Source organism: Curtobacterium sp. VKM Ac-2884 (genome assembly GCF_015350945.1).
In the GTDB taxonomy this organism is placed as follows: Bacteria; Actinomycetota; Actinomycetes; order Actinomycetales; family Microbacteriaceae; genus Curtobacterium.
In genome coordinates this window covers 280,280-297,967 of record NZ_JADKSA010000004.1, presented here as the reverse complement: position 1 = coordinate 297,967, position 17,688 = coordinate 280,280, and the positions used below count along the sequence as shown (strand labels likewise).

The window sequence follows — 17,688 nt, the reverse complement described above, 5'->3', positions numbered from 1 at the left end:
GTTCACTCGGCGGCGACGCCCGCGGCACCCGGCGTTCACCCGGTAGCGCCACACTCGACCTCGGCGCGGGAACGTTCCCACACGGCCCGCCCGCACAGCCCCGCACACCCCACCCCGCACGACCCCACCGCACCACCACGGAACAGGGAGAACCCACGTGAAGACCCGAGTCCTCGCCGGCCTCGCCATCGCGGCGGCCGCGATCGTCGCACTGTCCGGCTGCGTCCAGAGCGCCAACGTCTCGAACGCCGCGGACACGAGCGGCGGCACCACGAACCTCACCGTGTTCATCAGCGGCGACACGAACGTCCAGGACCTCTGGGACAAGTCGCTCATCCCCGCCTTCGAGAAGGCGAACCCGAAGATCCACGTCAGCACGAGCATCGACCTGCACGGCGAGCACGACGCGCAGACCCAGGCGAACCTGTCCACGGCGGTCAAGGCCGGCAAGTCCGTCGCGTACGACCTCGTCGACGCCGGCTTCGTCTCCACCGCCGGCAAGGCCGGCCTGATGGCGAAGGTCAGCGACAGCACGATCCCGAACCTGAAGGACGTCCCCGAGGCCACGAAGCAGCAGGGCGGCGACAGCGCGATCCCGTACCGCGCCTCGAGCGTCCTGCTCGCGTACGACTCGAGCAAGGTGACGGACCCGCCGGAGACCCTCGACGACCTCCTCGCCTGGATCAAGGCCAACCCCGGTCAGTTCGCGTACAACTCCCCGTCGTCCGGCGGCTCCGGCGGCTCGTTCGTCGCCACGGTGCTCGCGAAGTACCTGACCGCGGATGAGCAGGCGACGATGCAGACGACGTACGACAAGTCGCTCGAGTCGAAGTGGGACAAGGGCTTCGCAGCGCTCGAGGACCTCGGCCCCTCGACGTACCAGAAGGGGGTCTACCCGAACGGCAACGACCAGGTCGTGCAGCTGCTCGGCAGCGGCCAGATCGCGATGGCCCCGGTCTGGAGCGACCAGTTCATCACCTCGCAGAAGACCGGCATCATCCCGAAGACCGTCAAGGCCGTGCAGATCGACGATCCGTCGTTCACCGGCAGCGCGAGCTTCCTCGGCATCCCCAAGACCGAGCCGAAGGCCAAGAAGGCGGCAGCCGAGAAGCTCGCCGACTTCGTCCTCAGTTCGAAGGGGCAGCAGCTCGTCGCGAGCGCCGTCTCCGGCTACCCGGTCATCCCGCTCGACAGCCTGCCGGCGTCGGTCGCGGAGCAGTTCGCCGACGCGAACCCCTCGCAGCTGCGCCTCGGGTTCCAGAGCGACTTCGCCGCCGACATGAACGCGGCGTGGGACGCGAAGGTCCCGCAGTGACCCAGACCGTCCAGGACGGCCCGGCGACCGACCGGGAGGCCCGTGGCGACTCCGCCAAGGGCCTCCCGCCCGTCCCGTCGCCCGCCCACGGCACCGCGGACACCGCAGGTCGGCTGTCCGTCCAGGAACGGCTCGACCGCCGTCGGCGGTGGCAGGGCCTCGCCCTCGTCGCGGCGCCCGTCCTCGTCGTGGTCCTGTTCGTCGGCGTCCCCGTCGTGAACGCCGCCCTGTTCAGCCTCGGGTTCACCGGCGGCCTGAACCAGGCACTCGCGGACATCGGCGGCGACACCGTTCGTGGGTTCTCGTTCGCGGTGTACGGCACCCTGCTCGGCAACGCCACGTTCCTGCGCGACCTCGTCGCGACGCTCGGGGTCACCGCGCTGTCGACCGGCCTGACCGTGGCGCTCGCCGTGGCGGTGGCGGTGATCCTCCGGCTCCGCGGTGGTCTCCTCGGCAAGAGCCTCAGCGTCCTGGCAGTCGTCCCACTCTTCGTGCCGGTGGTCATCGCGAGCTGGTCGGTCCTGACGTTCACCGACGCGCAGGGCTTCCTCCGCAGCCTCGGTGCCCAGTTCGGCCTCGACGTCCCGGTGTGGGGCTACACCCTCGTCGCCGTGGTGTTCGGCAGCGTCTGGACGAGCCTGCCGTTCGCCGTGCTGATGATCGCCGGCGCGCTGCAGGGCACCCCGGACGCCCTGGTCGAGGCCGCGAAGGACGCCGGCGCGAGCACGTGGCGGGTGGTCTGGCAGGTGCTCCTGCCGATGGCGGCGACCCCGCTCGTCATCGCGACGACGTTCACCGTCATCGGGGTCCTCGGGTCGTTCACGGTGCCGTACTTCACCGGTCCGAACGCCCCGACGATGCTCGGCGTCGACATCTCGAAGTACTTCCAGGCCTACAACCGCCCGCAGCAGTCGACGGCGATGGCGTTCATCGTGTTCGCCTTCGCAGCGGCCGCGAGCGTGTTCTACCTCCGCTCGACGGTCCGGGCGAACGCCGGCGAGCTGCGGAAGCAGCAGCAGAAGCAGGAGCAGCCGTGATCAAGCGACTCACCGGGAACACCCTCGTCTGGGCCACCGCCGTCGTGCTGGCCGTCTTCGTGCTCGGCCCGCTCCTCTGGCTGGCGGCTCGTGCCTTCGCCACGACGTGGACCTACCCGAACCTGTTGCCCGACGGCTGGACGCTGCAGTGGTGGGGCACCGTGTTCGAGGACCGGAGCCTGGCGGTCGCCGTCCAGAACTCGCTCGTCCTCGCCCCGCTGACGGTCCTCATCGCCGCGGTGGTCTGCCTGCCGGCCGCGTGGGCGATCAGCCGCATCGAGTTCCCCGGGCGCCGGCTCGTCCTGGTCGGGCTGTTCGCCACGAACGCGTTCCCGAAGATGGGCCTCTTCGTCACGATGTCGGCCATGTTCACCGCGCTGAACCTCATGAACACGGTCACCGGCATCCTCATCGTGCACGTCCTCGGGTGCGTGGTGTTCATGACCTGGCTGCCCGCCGCCGCGTTCTCGGCCGTCCCGCGGTCCCTCGAGGAAGCAGCACGCGACGCCGGAGCGAGCCGCTGGCGGACCTTCTGGCGGGTGACGTTCCCGATCGCGTGGCCGGGGATCCTCGTCGCGATGGTGATGTCGTTCCTCGCGTCGTTCGACGAGGCGCAGGGCACGTACCTGGTCGGCGCGCCGACCTACATGACGATGCCGACGGCGATGTACTCGCTCGTCCTCAACTCCCCACGCCAGGTCTCCGCGGTGTTCGCGATCGCGCTCAGCATCCCGTCCGTGGTCCTGCTGCTGCTCGCCCGGAAGCACATCATGGGCGGCCGCCTGGCGGACGGCTTCCAGATCCGATGAAGCGACAGACACCGATGACCACCACCAGCACGAAAGGCGACCAGATGACGGACACGACCCTCGTCGCGGAACGCACCACGGGCCTCCCGGCCGACGGCAGCACGACCGACCGGGCCCGCACCGGCGGACTCACCATCCGCGGACTGCGCAAGACGCTCGGCGGACGCGACGTGGTCGCGGGCATCGACCTCGACGTCGCGAAGGGCGAGCTCGTCTCGCTGCTCGGCCCGTCCGGGTGCGGCAAGACGACCACGCTCCGGATGGTGGCGGGGTTCCTTCCCGCCGACGGCGGCGTCGTGACGATGGGGGACCGTGACGTCACGTCGATCGGTCCGGAGCGTCGGCCGAGCGCGATGGTGTTCCAGAACTACGCGCTGTGGCCGCACATGACGGTGACGCAGAACGTGGCGTTCCCGCTGCGGACCCGACGCGTGCCGAAGCAGCGGGTGGCGGAGCGGGTGCGCGAGGCGCTCGAACTCGTCGGGCTGAGCCACCACGCCGGGTCGAAGCCGACGGCGATCTCGGGCGGCGAGCAGCAGCGGGTCGCCCTGGCGCGGGCGATCGTGCAGGAGCCCGACGTGCTGCTCCTCGACGAGCCGCTGTCGAACCTCGACGCGAAGCTCCGGGTGAGCGTCCGCGACGAGATCCGGCGCATCCAGCAGCGCCTCGGCATCACGACCGTCATCGTGACGCACGACCAGGACGAAGCGCTCAGCATCTCGGACCGGATCGCCGTCATGCACGACGGCCGCATCGAGCAGATCGCGACGCCCACCGAGCTGTACGCCCGCCCCGCCACCGGGTTCGTCGCGTCGTTCATCGGGTCGACGAGCCCCGTCGCCGGTCGGTTCCTGGCCGGCACGTCGGTCAGCCCCACCGTCGCGGACACGGTCCTGATCCGACCCGAGCAGGTCGTGCTCACCGACGACTCGCCGATCCGTGCGACCGTCGCCCGCGTGCTGATGCGCGGGCACTTCGCCGAGGTGGTGCTGGCCGCCGACGGCGCCGAGCTCCGCGCGTTCGTCACCGGAGCACCCCCGGCGGTCGGCACCGAGACCGGGGTCCGCCTCGGTGAGGTGCTCGTGTACCGCGACGGCGCGCTGCTCGAGGGCACCCGATGAGCGCCCCGGTGTCGGCGCCCGCCGACCAGGTGGTCGCCACCAGCCCGACCGGGAGGCCCGGCGTGCGTCCGCCACGGCTCGTCGCCCACCGCGGTGCGCCGCGCGTCCGGCGCGAGAACACCCTGCCCGCCATCGCGGTCGCCGAGGCGCTCGGCGCCGAGGTCATCGAGGTCGACGTCCGTCGCACGGCCGACGACGTCGCCGTCCTGCTGCACGACGAGACCCTCGGCCGGATGTGGGGTGACGCCCGACGGGTGTCCGACGTCGCCTGGTGCGACGTCGCCCGGCTCGGCAACGGCCTCGACCGGATCCCGCGGCTCGACGCCGCCCTCGAACGGCTCGACGGCTGCCACTCGGTGCTGCTCGTCGACCTGACGGACGCGGCCGACGGACTCGTCGCTGCCCGGACCGTCGCGGGGTCCACCGCGTCCACCACCGTGGCGTGGTGCGGAGCGCCGGCGGCGATGGCGGCGGTCCGCTCGGTGCTGCCCGACGCCGACGTCTGGCTCGCGTGGGAGTCGCTCGACCCGCCCGCTCCGGCAGACCTCGAGGCGTTGACCCCGTCCACCTTGAACCTCGACATCGCGTTCCTCACCCCGCGCACGATCGAGGCTGCGCACGCCCTGGGGCTGCGGGTCGCCGTCTGGACCGTGGACGAGGCCGAACCGGCGCTCTGGGCGGCACGGCTCGGCGTCGACTCGATCACCACGAACGACGTCGGCGCGATCGGCGCCGCACTGTCGTCCGCAGAGCGGGACGGTTGGCCGGAACGGGACCGCGAGCCGACCGAGACCGAGGTCGCCTCGCGCGCCCAGGCCCTGGCACACCGCATCGCGCACGAGGTCATCGCCTTCACCCGCGAGCACCCCGTCAGCGAGGTGCGGACCAAGGCGAACCCCGCAGACCTCGTCACCGACGTGGACCGACTGGTCGAACAGCACGTTCGGTCCCGCGTCCGGATGGCGTTCCCGACCCACGGCTTCACCGGCGAGGAGTACGGCGACGCCCCCGGCGACCGGCACCGCTGGTACCTGGACCCCGTCGACGGCACCACGAACCTGGCGAACGGGGTGCCCTGGACGTCGATGTCGCTCTGCCTGACCCGCGGTGGCCGCCCGCTCGTCGGGGTCGTCGCCGACCCGTGGCGGGGCGAGGTCCTCGAGGCGCGGCGCGGACGCGGTGCCACCCTGCGCGACCGTGCGCTCCAGCTGGACGACACCCCGCGACCGCTCGCCGGTGCGGTCGTCGGCACCGAGCTCGACGGGCACCGGCCGTGGCCCGGGTTCGGTGCGTTCCTCGACGCCCTGGCCGACCGGTCGTGCACGCTGCGGGTGCAGGGCTCCGGCACCCTGACCATCGCGCAGGTCGCGGCCGGCCGGGGGATCGGCGGGTGCGTGTCGGCGTTCAACCCGGTCGACCACGGGGCCGCCGTGCTGCTCGTGCACGAGGCCGGCGGGATCGTGCTGACCCGCTCCGGTCCGGTCGAGGGCTTCCCGCCCGTGGGCGAACCGTTCCTGGTGGCGCACCCCGGGGCGGCCGACGAGCTGCACGCGGTGTGGACTGCCGCGCTCGCCGCGGGCGTGGCCGCGGGCGCGGCGGCGGGCTGAGTCGGCGCGTGCGCGCGGCAGGTGTGGCCGGCGCACGGTGCGGAGCCTGCGTTCTGGTGCGGGGTTGGCCGCTGAGTGCGGTGCTGTAGGCGCGCACGGTGCTGCCAACCCGGCACGGGTCGTGCAGGTGCGCACGGTGCGGACTGGAGGCGCGGGGCGGGTCGGGTACGGGCCTCCCGTCGGGTGGGGGGTGCGCACGGTGCGGTGCCTGCGTTCTGGTGCGGGGTTGGCCGCTGAGTGCGGTGCTGTAGGCGCGCACGGTGCTGCCAACCCGGCACGGGTCGTGCAGGTGCGCACGGTGCGCCTGCGGGCGCGGCGGCGCACGGCTGACTCTGAGCGGGCGCTCAGTCAGCGGCCGACCGCGCTCCATAGGGTGGCAGGCCACGGGCGGTCCGACCGGATCACCCGTGCACCCGAAGGAGCATCGACCATGGGATTCCTCGACCGCCTGCTCGGACGTCCGGACCGCGACCGCACCGGTGACGCGCAGCAGTACGACGCGCAGCAGAACCAGTGGGGGCAGCCGCAGCAACCGCAGCAGCAGGGCTACCGGTACGGCCAGCAGTCGTACCACCAGCCCGCGCCGACGGGGGTGCCGGCCGGGCAGCAGCAGGGCGGCCAGTACGGCGTGCCGCAGTGGGGCGGTGCACCCGCGCAGCAGCAGGGCGCGACGACCGACGACGAGCGCGCGGTGGAGCGGTACCGCTACCTGCTCCGCACGGCGCCGCCCGAGCGCATCGAAGAGGTGCACGCCGAGGCGTTCGCGAAGCTGACCGACGAGCAGCGCCGCATGGTCTACGACGAGTTCACCCGAACGGCGCCTCCCGGCGAGGCCCCTCGCGGCGACGACCCCCGCTCGCTCGCGCAGTCGGCGACGCGGTCCGAGATCCGCCAACCGGGCTTCATGGAGCGCTCGCTCGGTGGCGTCGGCGGCGGTGGCCGCTTCGGCGGGCAGCGCGGCGGACCGTCGTTCGGCAGCATGATCGGTGCCTCAATCCTCGGCACCGTGGCCGGCTACGTCATCGGTTCGGCGATCATGAGCGCCTTCCTGCCGGACCCCGGATCGTTCGATGGCGGTACTGACGCTGCGGGTGACGGTGGTTCGGAGGACACTGGAGCCGACTCCGGTGACGGCGGTGCGTCCGACGGTGGCGCGTCCGACGGCGGCGGGTTCGAGAGTGCGGGCTGGGGCGACAGCGGATCCGACTTCGGCGGTGGCTCCAGTGACTTCGGTGGTGACTTCGGCATCTGAGTGACCGGTCACGAGTTCCCACCGACCCACTGATATTCTACGTGGTCGACAAGGGAGCGACATGGCCATCATCGAAGCCTCCGGGCTGACCAAGACCTACCGGTCGAAGTCCGGGCCGGTGCACGCACTGGCCGGACTCGACCTGTCCGTGCCGCAGGGCACCGTGAAGGCGTTGCTCGGGCCGAACGGGGCGGGCAAGACCACGACCGTGAAGGTGCTGACCACCCTCATCACCCCGGACTCCGGGACGGCCACGATCGACGGCATCGACGTGATCGCCGACCCGCAGGCCACCCGGCGGTCCATCGGGGTGTCCGGGCAGTACGCCGCGGTCGACGAGAACCTGACCGGCTTCGAGAACCTCGAGATGATCGGGCGGCTCTACCACCTGGGCCGGAAGACGTCGCGGGAGCGTGCCCGGGAGCTCATCGACGTGTTCGACCTGGCCGAGGCCGGAGACCGCCCGGTGAAGGGCTTCTCCGGTGGCATGCGGCGACGGATCGACCTCGCCGGAGCCCTCGTGATGAACCCGCGCGTGCTGTTCCTCGACGAACCGACCACGGGCCTCGACCCCCGCAGCCGGCTGGCGCTCTGGGGCATCATCGAAGACCTGGTGGCCCAGGGCGCCACGGTCCTGCTCACCACGCAGTACCTCGAAGAAGCCGACCGGCTCGCCGACGACATCGCGGTCATCGACGACGGCCGGGTCATCGCCGAGGGCACCGCCGACCACCTCAAGGCGCAGGTCGGCGGCCACCGGGTCGTCGTGACCCTGGTGGACGAGACCGACGGTGACGCCGTGACGACCGTCCTGCGGCGCTACGGCGTCGGCGACGTCGAGGCCTCTGGTGACGGCCGCACCCACGCCATCGCGGTCGAGGCCGGCCCCACCGCGCTGCAACGGGTGCTCGCCGACCTCGGCGACGCCGGCATCGAGCTGCACGACGCGGGCATGCGCCGACCGACCCTCGACGACGTGTTCCTGCGGCTCACCGGCCACGCCGCGACCGAGGACGAGGCCGACGAAGCCGCCGCCACCAAGCAGAAGGAGACGGCCCGATGACCGCCACCACCATCGCGCCGGGTCGGCAACTGCCCGTCGTCGTCACCTCGCCGGTCGCCATCTGGTTCGAGGACGGCTGGACCGTCACCAAGCGGAACCTCATCAAGATCAAGCGGTCGCCGGACATGCTCGTGTTCGCGGTGCTGCAGCCCATCATGTTCGTCCTGCTCTTCAGCCAGGTCTACGGCGGCGCGATCGCGGTCGAGGGCACCGACTACACGCATTTCCTGATGGCGGGGATCTTCGCGCAGACCGTCGTCTTCGGGGCCACGTTCTCGGGCTCGGCGATGGCGCAGGACCTGAAGGAAGGCCTGATCGACCGGTTCCGCACGCTGCCGATGTCGGCGTCCGCGGTGCTCGTCGGCCGAACCAACTCCGACCTCGTGCTCAACTCGATCTCGATGGCGATCATGATGCTCACCGGGCTGGCCGTCGGGTGGCGGGTGAACTCGTCGCCGCTCGAGTTCCTGGCCGGCATCGCCCTGCTGCTGCTGTTCAGCTACGCGTTCAGCTGGGTGATGGCGCTGCTCGGGATGAGCGTCAAGACGCCGGAGGTCATCAACAACGCCTCGTTCATGATCCTGTTCCCGCTGACGTTCATCTCGAATGCCTTCGTGCCGAGCGACACGCTGCCCCTGGTGCTGCGGGTGTTCGCGGAGTGGAACCCGGTGTCGTCGCTCGTGCAGGCGGCCCGCGAGCTGTTCGGCAACGTCGGGTCGGCGCCGGTGCCGGACATCTGGACGATGCAGCACCCGATCGTGACGGTGCTGATCGGGATCGCCGTGATGCTCGTCGTGTTCGTGCCGTGGGCCGTGAACAAGTACACCAGGATCAGCGCGAAGTGAGACCGTCGGGGCGGTGAACAAGACTGCACCATCCACAGCCAGGATCAGCGCGAAGTGAGACCGTCGGGGCGGTGAACAAGACTGCACCATCCACAGCCAGGATCAGCGCGAAGTGACCGCGTGGGCGCTCAGAGCAGCTTGCGCTGCAGCGCCCACGCCGTCAGCTCGTGCCGGTTCGACAGCTGCAGCTTCCGCAGCACGCTCGACACGTGGGTCTCGACGGTCTTCACCGAGATGAAGAGCTCCGTCGCGACCTCCTTGTAGGCGTACCCGCGCGCGATGAGGCGCATCACCTCCTGCTCGCGCGCCGACAACCGGTCGAGTTCCGCGTCGTGCTGCGCGGTCTCGCCGCTCACCGCGCCGAAGGCGTCGAGCACGAAGCCGGCCAGGCGGGGCGAGAACACCGCGTCGCCCTCCGCCACCCGTCGGACGGCCTCGGCCACCTCGGCGCTCGAAGAGCTCTTCGTGATGTACCCGCGGGCCCCGGCCCGGATCACCCGCACGACGTCGTCGGCCGCGTCGGACACGCTCAGCGCGAGGAACAGCGTGCCCGGGTGCTCGGCAGCGGACCGTGTGATCACCTCGGCGCCGCCACCGCCGGCTCCGCCGGGCAGGTGGACGTCGAGCAGGACGACGCGGGGTGCGGTGGTCGCCACGAGCGTCACGGCTTCGTCGACGGTGGCAGCCTCACCCACGACCTGGAGGCCCGGTGGCAGTCCGGCGCGCACGCCGGCTCGGAAGATGGAGTGGTCGTCGACGACGGCGACGGTGAGCAGGTCGGGCTCGGTCATGCGTCCTCCTCGGGGTGGGGGTCGGTGGGTGCGAGCGGCAGCCGGAGCCGGACCTCGGTCCCGGTGCGACCGGGCCCCGGGGCGATGGTCGCCCGGCCGCCGAGTCGGTGCAGCCGCCCGGTGATCGACTCGCGCACGCCGTACCGTCCCTCGGGCACGGCGTCGGGGTCGAAGCCCGGCCCACGGTCGCGGATGCTGACCTCGACGACGTCCTGCGCGGTCTCGGCGTACACGCTGATCGTGCCGCCGGCGTGCCGGGCCGCGTTGAGCATCGCCTCGCGGGCAGCGGCGACGACACCGTCCGGCAGGTCGGTGCGCGATGGGCCGACCGCGATGACGTCGATGCGGACCGGGTACTCGGCCTCGATGTCGGCGGCCGCGTCGCGCAGTTCGGCGCCGAGGTCACGGGCCGGCTCGGTCTGCTCGGCGAACAACCACGACCGCAGTTCGCGTTCCTGCGCCCGGGCGAGCCGTGCGGCGTCGGATCCGGGCTCGGCCTTCTGCTGGATGAGCGCGAGCGTCTGCAGCACCGAGTCGTGCAGGTGCGCGGCGAGTTCGGCGCGCTCGAGGTCGCGGACCCGTGCCGCGCGCTCGTCGGCGAGGTCCCGGACGAGCCGCACGACCCAGGGGGTGACGACCACGGCGACGCCGAGCAGCACGGCGACCGCTGCGCTGAGCACCGTCCACACGTTCGGCCGGTCGCTCGTGGTGAAGAACAACAGGATGCCGAGCACGACGAGCACCAGTGCACCGAGGGCCCGGACGACCAGGGTCGACGACGCCGCGGCCCGGACGGTGCGGAGGGCGTCGAACTGCCGCCAGGCCAGTGCAGCACCGGTGACGACCACGACGCCGGGCACGACGACCTCGAGCGGGACCTGGGCGCCGAGCCGTACGGCGACGATCGCGCCCCCGGCGGCGAGCAGCGCGAGTCCGAGCAGGATCTCCACGACGGGCGCGCGACGGCTCACGGTCACGGTCGCGTCCGCGTCGCCGTCCGGACGGGGCGCCGTGAGCACGGCCTTGAGCGGTGACGTCGCGGCCGCCGTCGCGCTCGGGGTGGTGGCCCACAACCACGCGTAGAGCAGGACACCGGCCCCGCCGCACACGGCGAGGACCGCCGTCGCCGCGCGGACTGCCCCCAGGGGCAGACCGGTGTGCGTCGCGAACCCGCTGCAGACACCGCCGAGGACCCTGGGGGTCGGGCGGGTCATCCGAGCGGTGGCCATGGGCCAATCCTGGCACTCGGGCGCCCGCACCAGCAGGGGTCGGGGCAGGGATCAGGGACCGGTCAGGGGGAACCCCGATGGTGTCGGCCACCGCGGGCCGCGATGCTGGTGGCCATGACCGATCACCAGCACGACACGGCTCCCGGCCCGGCTGCCGGGACCGCCGACTCGACGGCCCGGTTCTTCGACTGGATCCGCGGACTCGACGTCCCCCGCACCGACGACCGCTGGCTCGCCGGCGTCTGCGGTGCCGTGGCCCGACGCACCGGACTCGACCCGCTCGTCGTCCGCGGCGTCGCGATCGTCGTCGCCCTGCTCGGCGGCCCGGTCTTCCTGGCGTACGCCGTCGGGTGGGCGCTGCTGCCGGACACCACGGGTCGGATCCACGTCGAGCGGATGATCCGCGGCGTGCTCGACCCGGCGCTCATCGGGATCGGCGTCTTCGTGGTGCTGACCTTCGTGCCCGCGGTCCAGGGGATCTGGTGGCAGGGCGTGCCGTCGGCGTGGGGGATGCCCGGCTGGCTCGAGGCGACCCTGCGCACGGCGTGGAGCATCGCGCTCGTCGGTGGGATCGTCTGGCTGGCTGTGGTGGTCGCGCGTCGTCGCACCGACGGGCCGGCGCCCGACGCGGACGGTGCCACGGGCACGGGCACGGGCGCGAGCGCGAGCGCACGGCGCGACTTCTGGACGAGCCCCGACGACCCGCGCCCGGCCGGTGGAGCCACGTGGACGGCGGACGCAGGGGAGACGTCGGACGCGGGCCGGGCCTCCTGGCAGTGGAACGCCCCCGGCACCCCGCAGGACCGACAGCGGCGACACGACGAGCGGATGCGCTCCGAACGGGAGCGGGCGGCCGCGTGGCGCGCGACCCGTGCCGAGCGACGGTCGAGCGCGGCGTACGTCGCCGTGTCGCTCGGGCTGGCGCTCGTCGCCGGTGCCGGCGTCGCGGTCTGGGCGCAGGCGCAGGCCTGGCCGGTGGCCGTGCTCGGCATCGCCGCGGCCGTCGCCGTGCTGGCGATCGCGACCATCGTCGCCGGGATCCGGGGACGCGACGACGGCGCCCTCGGACTGTTCTCGACGATCGGGGTCGTCGCCCTGGTCGTCACCGGGGTACTCCCCGCCGGCACGCAGGTCTCGCTGATCGGCGGGACCACCTGGCGGGTCGACAGCGTCGCCGCCGGATCGGAACGGAACTACGCGATGCTCGTCGGCGGACCGACCCTCGACCTGCGCGGCCTCGACGAGACCGACGCCGGCGGGGACGTGAACCTGTGGCTCGGCGCCGGCGGGGCCGAGGTGCTGCTGCCGACCGACGTGCCGGTCCGGGTCGAGGTGAGCGGCGTCGGGTACGGCGTCGACACCGACGGCGACGATGGCGACGACGGCAGCGGTGGGCTGTTCAGCACGACCACCGTCGAGAACCGGGCGGCACGGTCCGCCGGTGCCGACGCGGGCGGGACGACGACCGTGCACGTGTGGATCCTCGGGGGCGCCGCCGACGTGCCCCGTGCGCTGACCGTCAACGAGTGAAGGACGAGACGATGACGAACGACGACGAGACGACGCAGACGTTCCCACCTGCGGCGCCGGTACCGGCATCTGCGCGGGCGCGCCGTGGTGCACGCTTCGGCACGATCTTCTGGGGTGTGGTGCTGCTCGTGTTCGCGGTCGCGATGGCCGTGAGTGCGATACCGGTGTTCTCGGTCGACCCGACCACCCTGTTGCTGGCGGCCTGCCTGGCTGCCGGGGCCCTGCTGGTGGTGGCGGGGCTGGTGGCGGTGTTCACCCGGCCCCCGCGGTAGCCGGACCGGGTTGTCCACAGGGGCCGTCCGGGTGCGCGCGTGCGTCACCCGGACGGCTTAGCATCGTCCACGTGACCGCGACAGACGCCGAGCGGGCCGCCCAGCGCGACGCCACGGAGCCACCCCTCGACCGCAGCACCCGACTGCGTCGGTGGATGCTGCAGGGCGCCCACCAAGGGGCATCCCACCAGGGTCCGCACCAGGTCGAGGTCGAGAAGACCCACCCGTGGTGGCGGGTCATGTGCCTGACCGGCGTCGACTACTTCTCGACCCTCGGGTACCAGCCGGCGATCGCGGCGCTCGCCGCCGGCCTGCTGTCGCCGATCGCCACGATCGTGCTCGTGCTCGTCACGCTGTTCGGCGCGCTGCCGGTGTACCGCCGGGTCGCGAGCGACAGCTTCCGCGGTGCCGGGTCGATCATGATGCTCGAGAAGCTCCTGCCGTGGTGGGCCGGCAAGCTCCTGGTGCTCGTGCTGCTCGGGTTCGCCGTCACCGACTTCATGATCACGATGACGCTGTCGGCGGCGGACGCCACGGCACACATCGCCGAGAACCCGTACACGCCGCACTGGTTCACCGAGATCCCCGTCCCGCTCACCCTCGCGCTGCTGCTGTTGCTCGGCGTGGTGTTCCTCCGCGGCTTCAAGGAGGCGATCGGCATCGCCGTCGGCCTCGTCGCGGTGTTCCTCGCGCTGAACGCCGTCGTCGTGGTGGTCGCGCTCTGGCACGTCTTCGAGCACCCGATGGTCGCCAGCGACTGGTGGTCGGGGCTCACCGCGCAGCACAGCAACCCCCTCGTCATGGTCGGCATCGCGCTCGTCGTGTTCCCGAAGCTCGCGCTCGGCCTGTCCGGGTTCGAGACCGGCGTGGCGGTGATGCCGCAGGTGCGCGGTGACGCGTCGGACGACACGAGTGCTCGGCCCGAGGGTCGGATCCGCGGCACCAAGCGGCTCCTGACCGTCGCGGCCGTGATCATGAGCTCGTTCCTGATCACCTCGTCGATCGCGACGACGTTCCTCATCCCGCAGCACGAGTTCCAGCCGGGCGGCGGTGCGAACGGGCGGGCCCTGGCCTTCCTGGCACACCAGTACCTCGGCGGGGTGTTCGGATCGATCTACGACTTCTCGACCGTCGCGATCCTGTGGTTCGCCGGCGCGAGCGCGATGGCCGGCCTGCTCAACCTGGTGCCGCGGTTCCTGCCCCGCTACGGCATGGCTCCGCAGTGGGCGCGGGCGACCCGGCCGCTCGTCATCATCTTCACGCTCATCGCCTTCCTGATCACGATCGTGTTCCGCGCGAACGTCGACGCCCAGGGCGGGGCCTACGCCACCGGTGTGCTCGTCCTGATCACGAGCGCCGCGGTCGCGGTCACCCTGTCGGCCCGTCGCAAGCAGCAGAAGAAGCGCACCATCGCGTTCGGCGTCATCTCGGTCGTGTTCGTCTACACCACCGTCGCGAACGTCATCGAGCGGCCCGACGGCGTCCGGATCGCGGCGATCTTCATCATCGCCATCGTCGTGGTGTCGCTCGTCTCGCGTGTTCGCCGGTCGTTCGAGCTCCGCGCGTCCTCGATCGAGCTGGACGCAACGGCCCGGCAGTTCGTCGAGGCCGACGCCGACCAGTTCAGCGCGGTCTGCATCATCGCGAACGAGCCGGGTGCCGGCACCGCCGAGGCGTACCGGGCGAAGGGGCGCGAGGAACGGCGCGACTCCGGCATCCCCGCGCGCGTCCCGACGATGTTCCTCGAGGTGCTGCCCGCCGACTCGTCCGACTTCGAAGAGGACCTGCTGGTCGAGGGGCACGTCGTGCACGGACACCGTGTGCTCCGGGTGCGGTCCGGCAACGTGCCGAACACCATCGCCTCGACCCTGCTCGCGATCCGCGACACCGCCGGGGTCGTCCCGAGCATCTACTTCGAGTGGAACGAGGGCAGCCCGATCCGGAACGCCCTGCGGTTCGTGTTCACCGGTGCCGGTGACGTCGCGCCCGTCACGCGCGAGGTCCTGCGCGAAGCCGAACCGGACGTCCACCGCCGGCCGTCCATCCACGTCTCGTGACCGGTCCCGCCAGCGCGCGCCGGGTCCCGACGCCCGCTGGTGGGCTCGCGGCGGTGGTCGTCGCCGCCGCGGTCTGGGGGACCACCGGCACCGCGACGCACTTCGCCCCGGGCGTCCCCGCCTTCGTCTTCGGCGCCGTCACGTTCGGGATCGGTGGACTCGTGCTCGCCGCCGTCGCCGGACGCGGCACGCTCCGCGCCGTCGCCGAGCGTCGCACGCGGGGGTGGGCGCTGCTCGGCGCGGGGGCGCTGGTCGTCTACGCGGTCGCCTTCTACGCAGCCCTCGCCGACGCGGGCGTCGCCCTCGGCACCACCATCGCCATCGGGTCGTCACCCGTGTTCGCGGGGCTCGTGGAGTGGGTGTCGGACAGGAGGCCCGTCACCGGCAGGTGGATCATCGCCACCCTGGTGAGCGTGGCCGGCATGGTCGTCGTGACCCTGGCGCGGTCGGAACACGACGGCGGTGGTGGTGCGCTCGCGCTCGGGATCGCCAGTGCCCTGCTCGCCGGACTCACCTACGCGCTGTACTCGTGGGCGGTGGCGCGGGGGCTGCACGCGGCGGCCGGGGCGGTGTCGGTGCCCGGCGGGCCCGGGGTCGAAGCCGTCGCGGCGGGGCTGCCGAACGGCCGGGGGCTCGTCGGCGCCGTGTTCGGCATCGCTGCCGTGCCGCTCGTCGTGCTCGTGGTCGTCGCCGGCGCACCGTCCCTCGGCGAGGGCGGCAACTGGCCGGTGTTCCTGTACCTGGCCCTGGTGCCGACGGTCCTCGGGCACTCGCTGTACGCCGTGGGGTTGCGGTCCGTCGGTGCCTCGGTCGCGACCCTGGTGTCGTTGCTCGAGCCCGTGGTCGCGGCGGTGCTCGCCGTGCTCGTCGTCGGGGAGCACCTCGGCACGACGGGGTGGGTCGGCATCGCGCTCGTGGTGGCCGGGCTCGCCGTGCTCGCGGGGCCGGGGCGACGCCTGCGCTGACGCGCGTCGTCGGCCGCCGCGGGCGCTGACGCGCGTCAGTCGTCGGCGAGGATCTGGTCCCGCACCTTCCGCCGCAGCACCTTGCCGATCATCGAGCGCGGCAGGTCCTCGACCACGACGACCCGACGCGGCACCTTGTACGCCGCCAGCTGGTCACGCGCCCACGCCCGCAGCGCCGCGGCGTCGAACGAGGACGGGTCCTTCGGCACGACGGCGGCGACGACCTGCTCGTTGCCGCCCTGCGTGATGCCGACGACCGCGACCTCCTTGACGCTCGGGTGCTTGAGCAGGGCGTCCTCGACCTCGGACGGCGACACGTTGAAGCCGCCCGTGATGATGAGCTCCTTCAGGCGGTCGACGATCCGGACGTAGCCGTCGGCGCCGATGGCCACGATGTCGCCGGTGCGGAACCAGCCGTCGGGGGTGAAGACCTCGTCCGTGGCCTCGGCCTTGCCCCAGTAGCCGCGGAACACCTGCGGCCCGCGGACCTGCAGCTCACCGGGCTCGTCGACGCCGAGCACCTTCGTGCTGTCGTCGGGGTCGACCACGCGGGCTTCGGTGGAGGACAACGGCAGACCGATGGAGCCGAGGCGACGTGCCGGGGACACCGGGTTCGCCATCAGCACGGGGGAGCACTCGGACAGCCCGTAGCCCTCGACCAGGTACCCGCCGGTCCGGGCTTCCCACGGCTCGACGATGTCCTGCGACAGCGGCATGGCGCCCGAGATGCCGATCTCGATGCCCTCGAGCGAGACCTTCGCCGAGTCGGCGGCGTGCTGCAGTCGGGCGTAGATCGGCGGGACGGCGGGCAGGAACGTCGGCGGGTGCTTCTTGATCGCGGTGAGCACGAGCGCCGGGTCGAACGTCGGGAACAGCACGAGCCGCGAAGCCATGCTCATCGCGAAGGTCAGGCACAGCGTGAGGCCGTAGGCGTGGAACATCGGCAGCACCGCGTACACGACGTTGTCGCCCCGACGGATCTGCGGCACCCAGGCGCGGGCCTGTGCGGCGTTGGCCAGCAGGTTCCGGTGCGTGAGGACCGCGCCCTTCGGCGTGCCGGTGGTGCCCGAGGTGTACTGGATCAGGGCGATGTCGTCCGTCGACGGCCGCGGGTGGCGCTTCGACAGCTTGCGGGTGTGGACCAGGTCGTCCCACTTCGTCGTGCCGCGCACCGAGGTGGTGAGCTTCGCGCGGGACTCGCGGGCCTTCGCCACCGGCAGGGCCAGGGCGAGCCGGGTGCTGCGGGGCATCGCTCGGGTCAGGTCGACCGACACGATCGCGTCGAGCTTCACGTCGGCGGGGAAGTCCTGCAGCGTCGCGACGGACTTGTCCCAGGCGATCGCGACCTTGGCGCCGTGGTCCTCGAACTGGTGGCGGAGCTCGCGCGGCGTGTACAGCGGGTTGTGCTCGACCACGATCGCGCCGAGGCGCAGGACCGCGTAGAACGCCACGATGTGCTGCGGGCAGTTCGGCAGCACGATCGCCACCCGGTCGCCGGCACCGACGCCGAGCTTGCGGAGGCCGTTCGCCGCGCGGAGGATCTGCTCCTGCAGGTCGGCGTAGCTGGTCGTCCGCTTGAAGAACTCGAGCGCGACCCTGCCCGGGAACCGTCGCGCCGATTCCTCGACCAGGTCGATCAGGGAACCGTGCTGTTCCTCGATGTCGTGCGGGACCCCCGGGGCGTACGAGGCAAGCCAGGGACGAGGCGTGTCGATGCTCACGCGTCCCAACCTAGCGGGCCACCCCCGCGCCCGCTGGGAGGCATCGGGGTGCACGAAGCCGAGCGCGCTCCCAG

At 72.1% G+C, this 17,688-nt stretch carries 15 protein-coding genes; 12 read left to right on the top strand and 3 right to left on the bottom strand.

Going from position 1 to position 17,688, the window contains the following annotated elements; all coding sequences use genetic code 11:
• Positions 1 to 157 precede the first annotated feature (157 nt).
• The 8 genes from ITJ60_RS12965 to ITJ60_RS12930 all read left to right on the top strand — a co-directional run bounded on the left by ITJ60_RS12965 (position 158) and on the right by ITJ60_RS12930 (position 9,049).
• Positions 158 to 1,315 carry an extracellular solute-binding protein gene (locus ITJ60_RS12965; protein WP_194648206.1) on the top strand — a complete coding sequence of 386 codons (1,158 nt, stop codon included), beginning with the start codon at positions 158 to 160 and terminating at the stop codon, positions 1,313 to 1,315.
• Positions 1,312 to 2,352, top strand: coding sequence for an ABC transporter permease (locus ITJ60_RS12960; RefSeq protein WP_194648205.1), 1,041 nt, complete (start codon positions 1,312 to 1,314; stop codon positions 2,350 to 2,352). Before ITJ60_RS12965 ends, ITJ60_RS12960 begins: the two co-directional genes overlap by 4 nt.
• Positions 2,349 to 3,161 (top strand): ABC transporter permease, encoded by an 813-nt coding sequence (locus ITJ60_RS12955; protein WP_123340755.1) that lies wholly within the window; start codon positions 2,349 to 2,351, stop codon positions 3,159 to 3,161. The genes ITJ60_RS12960 and ITJ60_RS12955 overlap by 4 nt, the downstream gene beginning before the upstream one ends.
• A gap of 44 nt (positions 3,162 to 3,205) precedes the next feature.
• Positions 3,206 to 4,282, top strand: coding sequence for an ABC transporter ATP-binding protein (locus tag ITJ60_RS12950; protein WP_228510205.1), 1,077 nt, complete (start codon positions 3,206 to 3,208; stop codon positions 4,280 to 4,282).
• Positions 4,279 to 5,889, top strand: coding sequence for an inositol monophosphatase family protein (locus ITJ60_RS12945; protein WP_194648203.1), 1,611 nt, complete (start codon positions 4,279 to 4,281; stop codon positions 5,887 to 5,889). Before ITJ60_RS12950 ends, ITJ60_RS12945 begins: the two co-directional genes overlap by 4 nt.
• A 430-nt stretch (positions 5,890 to 6,319) precedes the next feature.
• Positions 6,320 to 7,141 carry a hypothetical protein gene (locus tag ITJ60_RS12940; protein WP_228506082.1) on the top strand — a complete coding sequence of 274 codons (822 nt, stop codon included), beginning with the start codon at positions 6,320 to 6,322 and terminating at the stop codon, positions 7,139 to 7,141.
• 61 nt (positions 7,142 to 7,202) lie between these two features.
• Positions 7,203 to 8,204, top strand: a complete 1,002-nt coding sequence (locus ITJ60_RS12935) for an ATP-binding cassette domain-containing protein (RefSeq protein ID WP_123340758.1) — start codon at positions 7,203 to 7,205, stop codon at positions 8,202 to 8,204.
• Complete coding sequence (locus ITJ60_RS12930) at positions 8,201 to 9,049, top strand: ABC transporter permease (protein ID WP_194648202.1); 849 nt, start codon at positions 8,201 to 8,203, stop codon at positions 9,047 to 9,049. The genes ITJ60_RS12935 and ITJ60_RS12930 overlap by 4 nt, the downstream gene beginning before the upstream one ends.
• Positions 9,050 to 9,177: 128 nt before the next feature.
• On the opposite strand, the gene ITJ60_RS12925 is transcribed toward ITJ60_RS12930, so the two are convergent.
• Positions 9,178 to 9,840: a LuxR C-terminal-related transcriptional regulator gene (locus tag ITJ60_RS12925; protein WP_194648201.1), complete on the bottom strand. Its 663-nt coding sequence runs from the start codon at positions 9,838 to 9,840 to the stop codon at positions 9,178 to 9,180.
• Entirely contained in the window at positions 9,837 to 11,069 is a 1,233-nt protein-coding gene (locus ITJ60_RS12920) for a PspC domain-containing protein (protein WP_194648200.1), read from the bottom strand. Before ITJ60_RS12920 ends, ITJ60_RS12925 begins: the two co-directional genes overlap by 4 nt.
• Positions 11,070 to 11,183: 114 nt before the next feature.
• On the opposite strand from ITJ60_RS12920, the gene ITJ60_RS12915 reads away from it, so the two are divergent.
• The 4 genes from ITJ60_RS12915 (at position 11,184) to ITJ60_RS19340 (ending at position 15,893) form a co-directional block, all read left to right on the top strand.
• Positions 11,184 to 12,599 carry a PspC domain-containing protein gene (locus ITJ60_RS12915; protein ID WP_194648199.1) on the top strand — a complete coding sequence of 472 codons (1,416 nt, stop codon included), beginning with the start codon at positions 11,184 to 11,186 and terminating at the stop codon, positions 12,597 to 12,599.
• A gap of 11 nt (positions 12,600 to 12,610) precedes the next feature.
• Complete coding sequence (locus tag ITJ60_RS12910) at positions 12,611 to 12,871, top strand: hypothetical protein (RefSeq protein ID WP_194648198.1); 261 nt, start codon at positions 12,611 to 12,613, stop codon at positions 12,869 to 12,871.
• 155 nt (positions 12,872 to 13,026) lie between these two features.
• Positions 13,027 to 14,928, top strand: a complete 1,902-nt coding sequence (locus ITJ60_RS12905) for an amino acid transporter (protein ID WP_228510316.1) — start codon at positions 13,027 to 13,029, stop codon at positions 14,926 to 14,928.
• Entirely contained in the window at positions 14,925 to 15,893 is a 969-nt protein-coding gene (locus ITJ60_RS19340; protein ID WP_194648196.1) for a DMT family transporter, read from the top strand. Before ITJ60_RS12905 ends, ITJ60_RS19340 begins: the two co-directional genes overlap by 4 nt.
• A gap of 35 nt (positions 15,894 to 15,928) precedes the next feature.
• Here the strand turns inward: ITJ60_RS19340 and ITJ60_RS12895 are convergent, their stop codons facing one another.
• Entirely contained in the window at positions 15,929 to 17,614 is a 1,686-nt protein-coding gene (locus ITJ60_RS12895) for a long-chain-fatty-acid--CoA ligase (protein WP_194648195.1), read from the bottom strand.
• Between the last annotated feature and the right edge of the window lie 74 nt (positions 17,615 to 17,688).

Coding starts and splice junctions, on each gene's coding strand:
- ITJ60_RS12950 (WP_228510205.1), top strand. CDS start 3,206: ATGACGGACACGACCCTCGTCGCGGAACGCACCACGGGCCTCCCGGCC.
- ITJ60_RS12945 (WP_194648203.1), top strand. CDS start 4,279: ATGAGCGCCCCGGTGTCGGCGCCCGCCGACCAGGTGGTCGCCACCAGC.
- ITJ60_RS12940 (WP_228506082.1), top strand. CDS start 6,320: ATGGGATTCCTCGACCGCCTGCTCGGACGTCCGGACCGCGACCGCACC.
- ITJ60_RS12935 (WP_123340758.1), top strand. CDS start 7,203: ATGGCCATCATCGAAGCCTCCGGGCTGACCAAGACCTACCGGTCGAAG.
- ITJ60_RS12930 (WP_194648202.1), top strand. CDS start 8,201: ATGACCGCCACCACCATCGCGCCGGGTCGGCAACTGCCCGTCGTCGTC.
- ITJ60_RS12925 (WP_194648201.1), bottom strand. CDS start 9,840: ATGACCGAGCCCGACCTGCTCACCGTCGCCGTCGTCGACGACCACTCC.
- ITJ60_RS12920 (WP_194648200.1), bottom strand. CDS start 11,069: ATGGCCACCGCTCGGATGACCCGCCCGACCCCCAGGGTCCTCGGCGGT.
- ITJ60_RS12915 (WP_194648199.1), top strand. CDS start 11,184: ATGACCGATCACCAGCACGACACGGCTCCCGGCCCGGCTGCCGGGACC.
- ITJ60_RS12910 (WP_194648198.1), top strand. CDS start 12,611: ATGACGAACGACGACGAGACGACGCAGACGTTCCCACCTGCGGCGCCG.
- ITJ60_RS12905 (WP_228510316.1), top strand. CDS start 13,027: ATGCTGCAGGGCGCCCACCAAGGGGCATCCCACCAGGGTCCGCACCAG.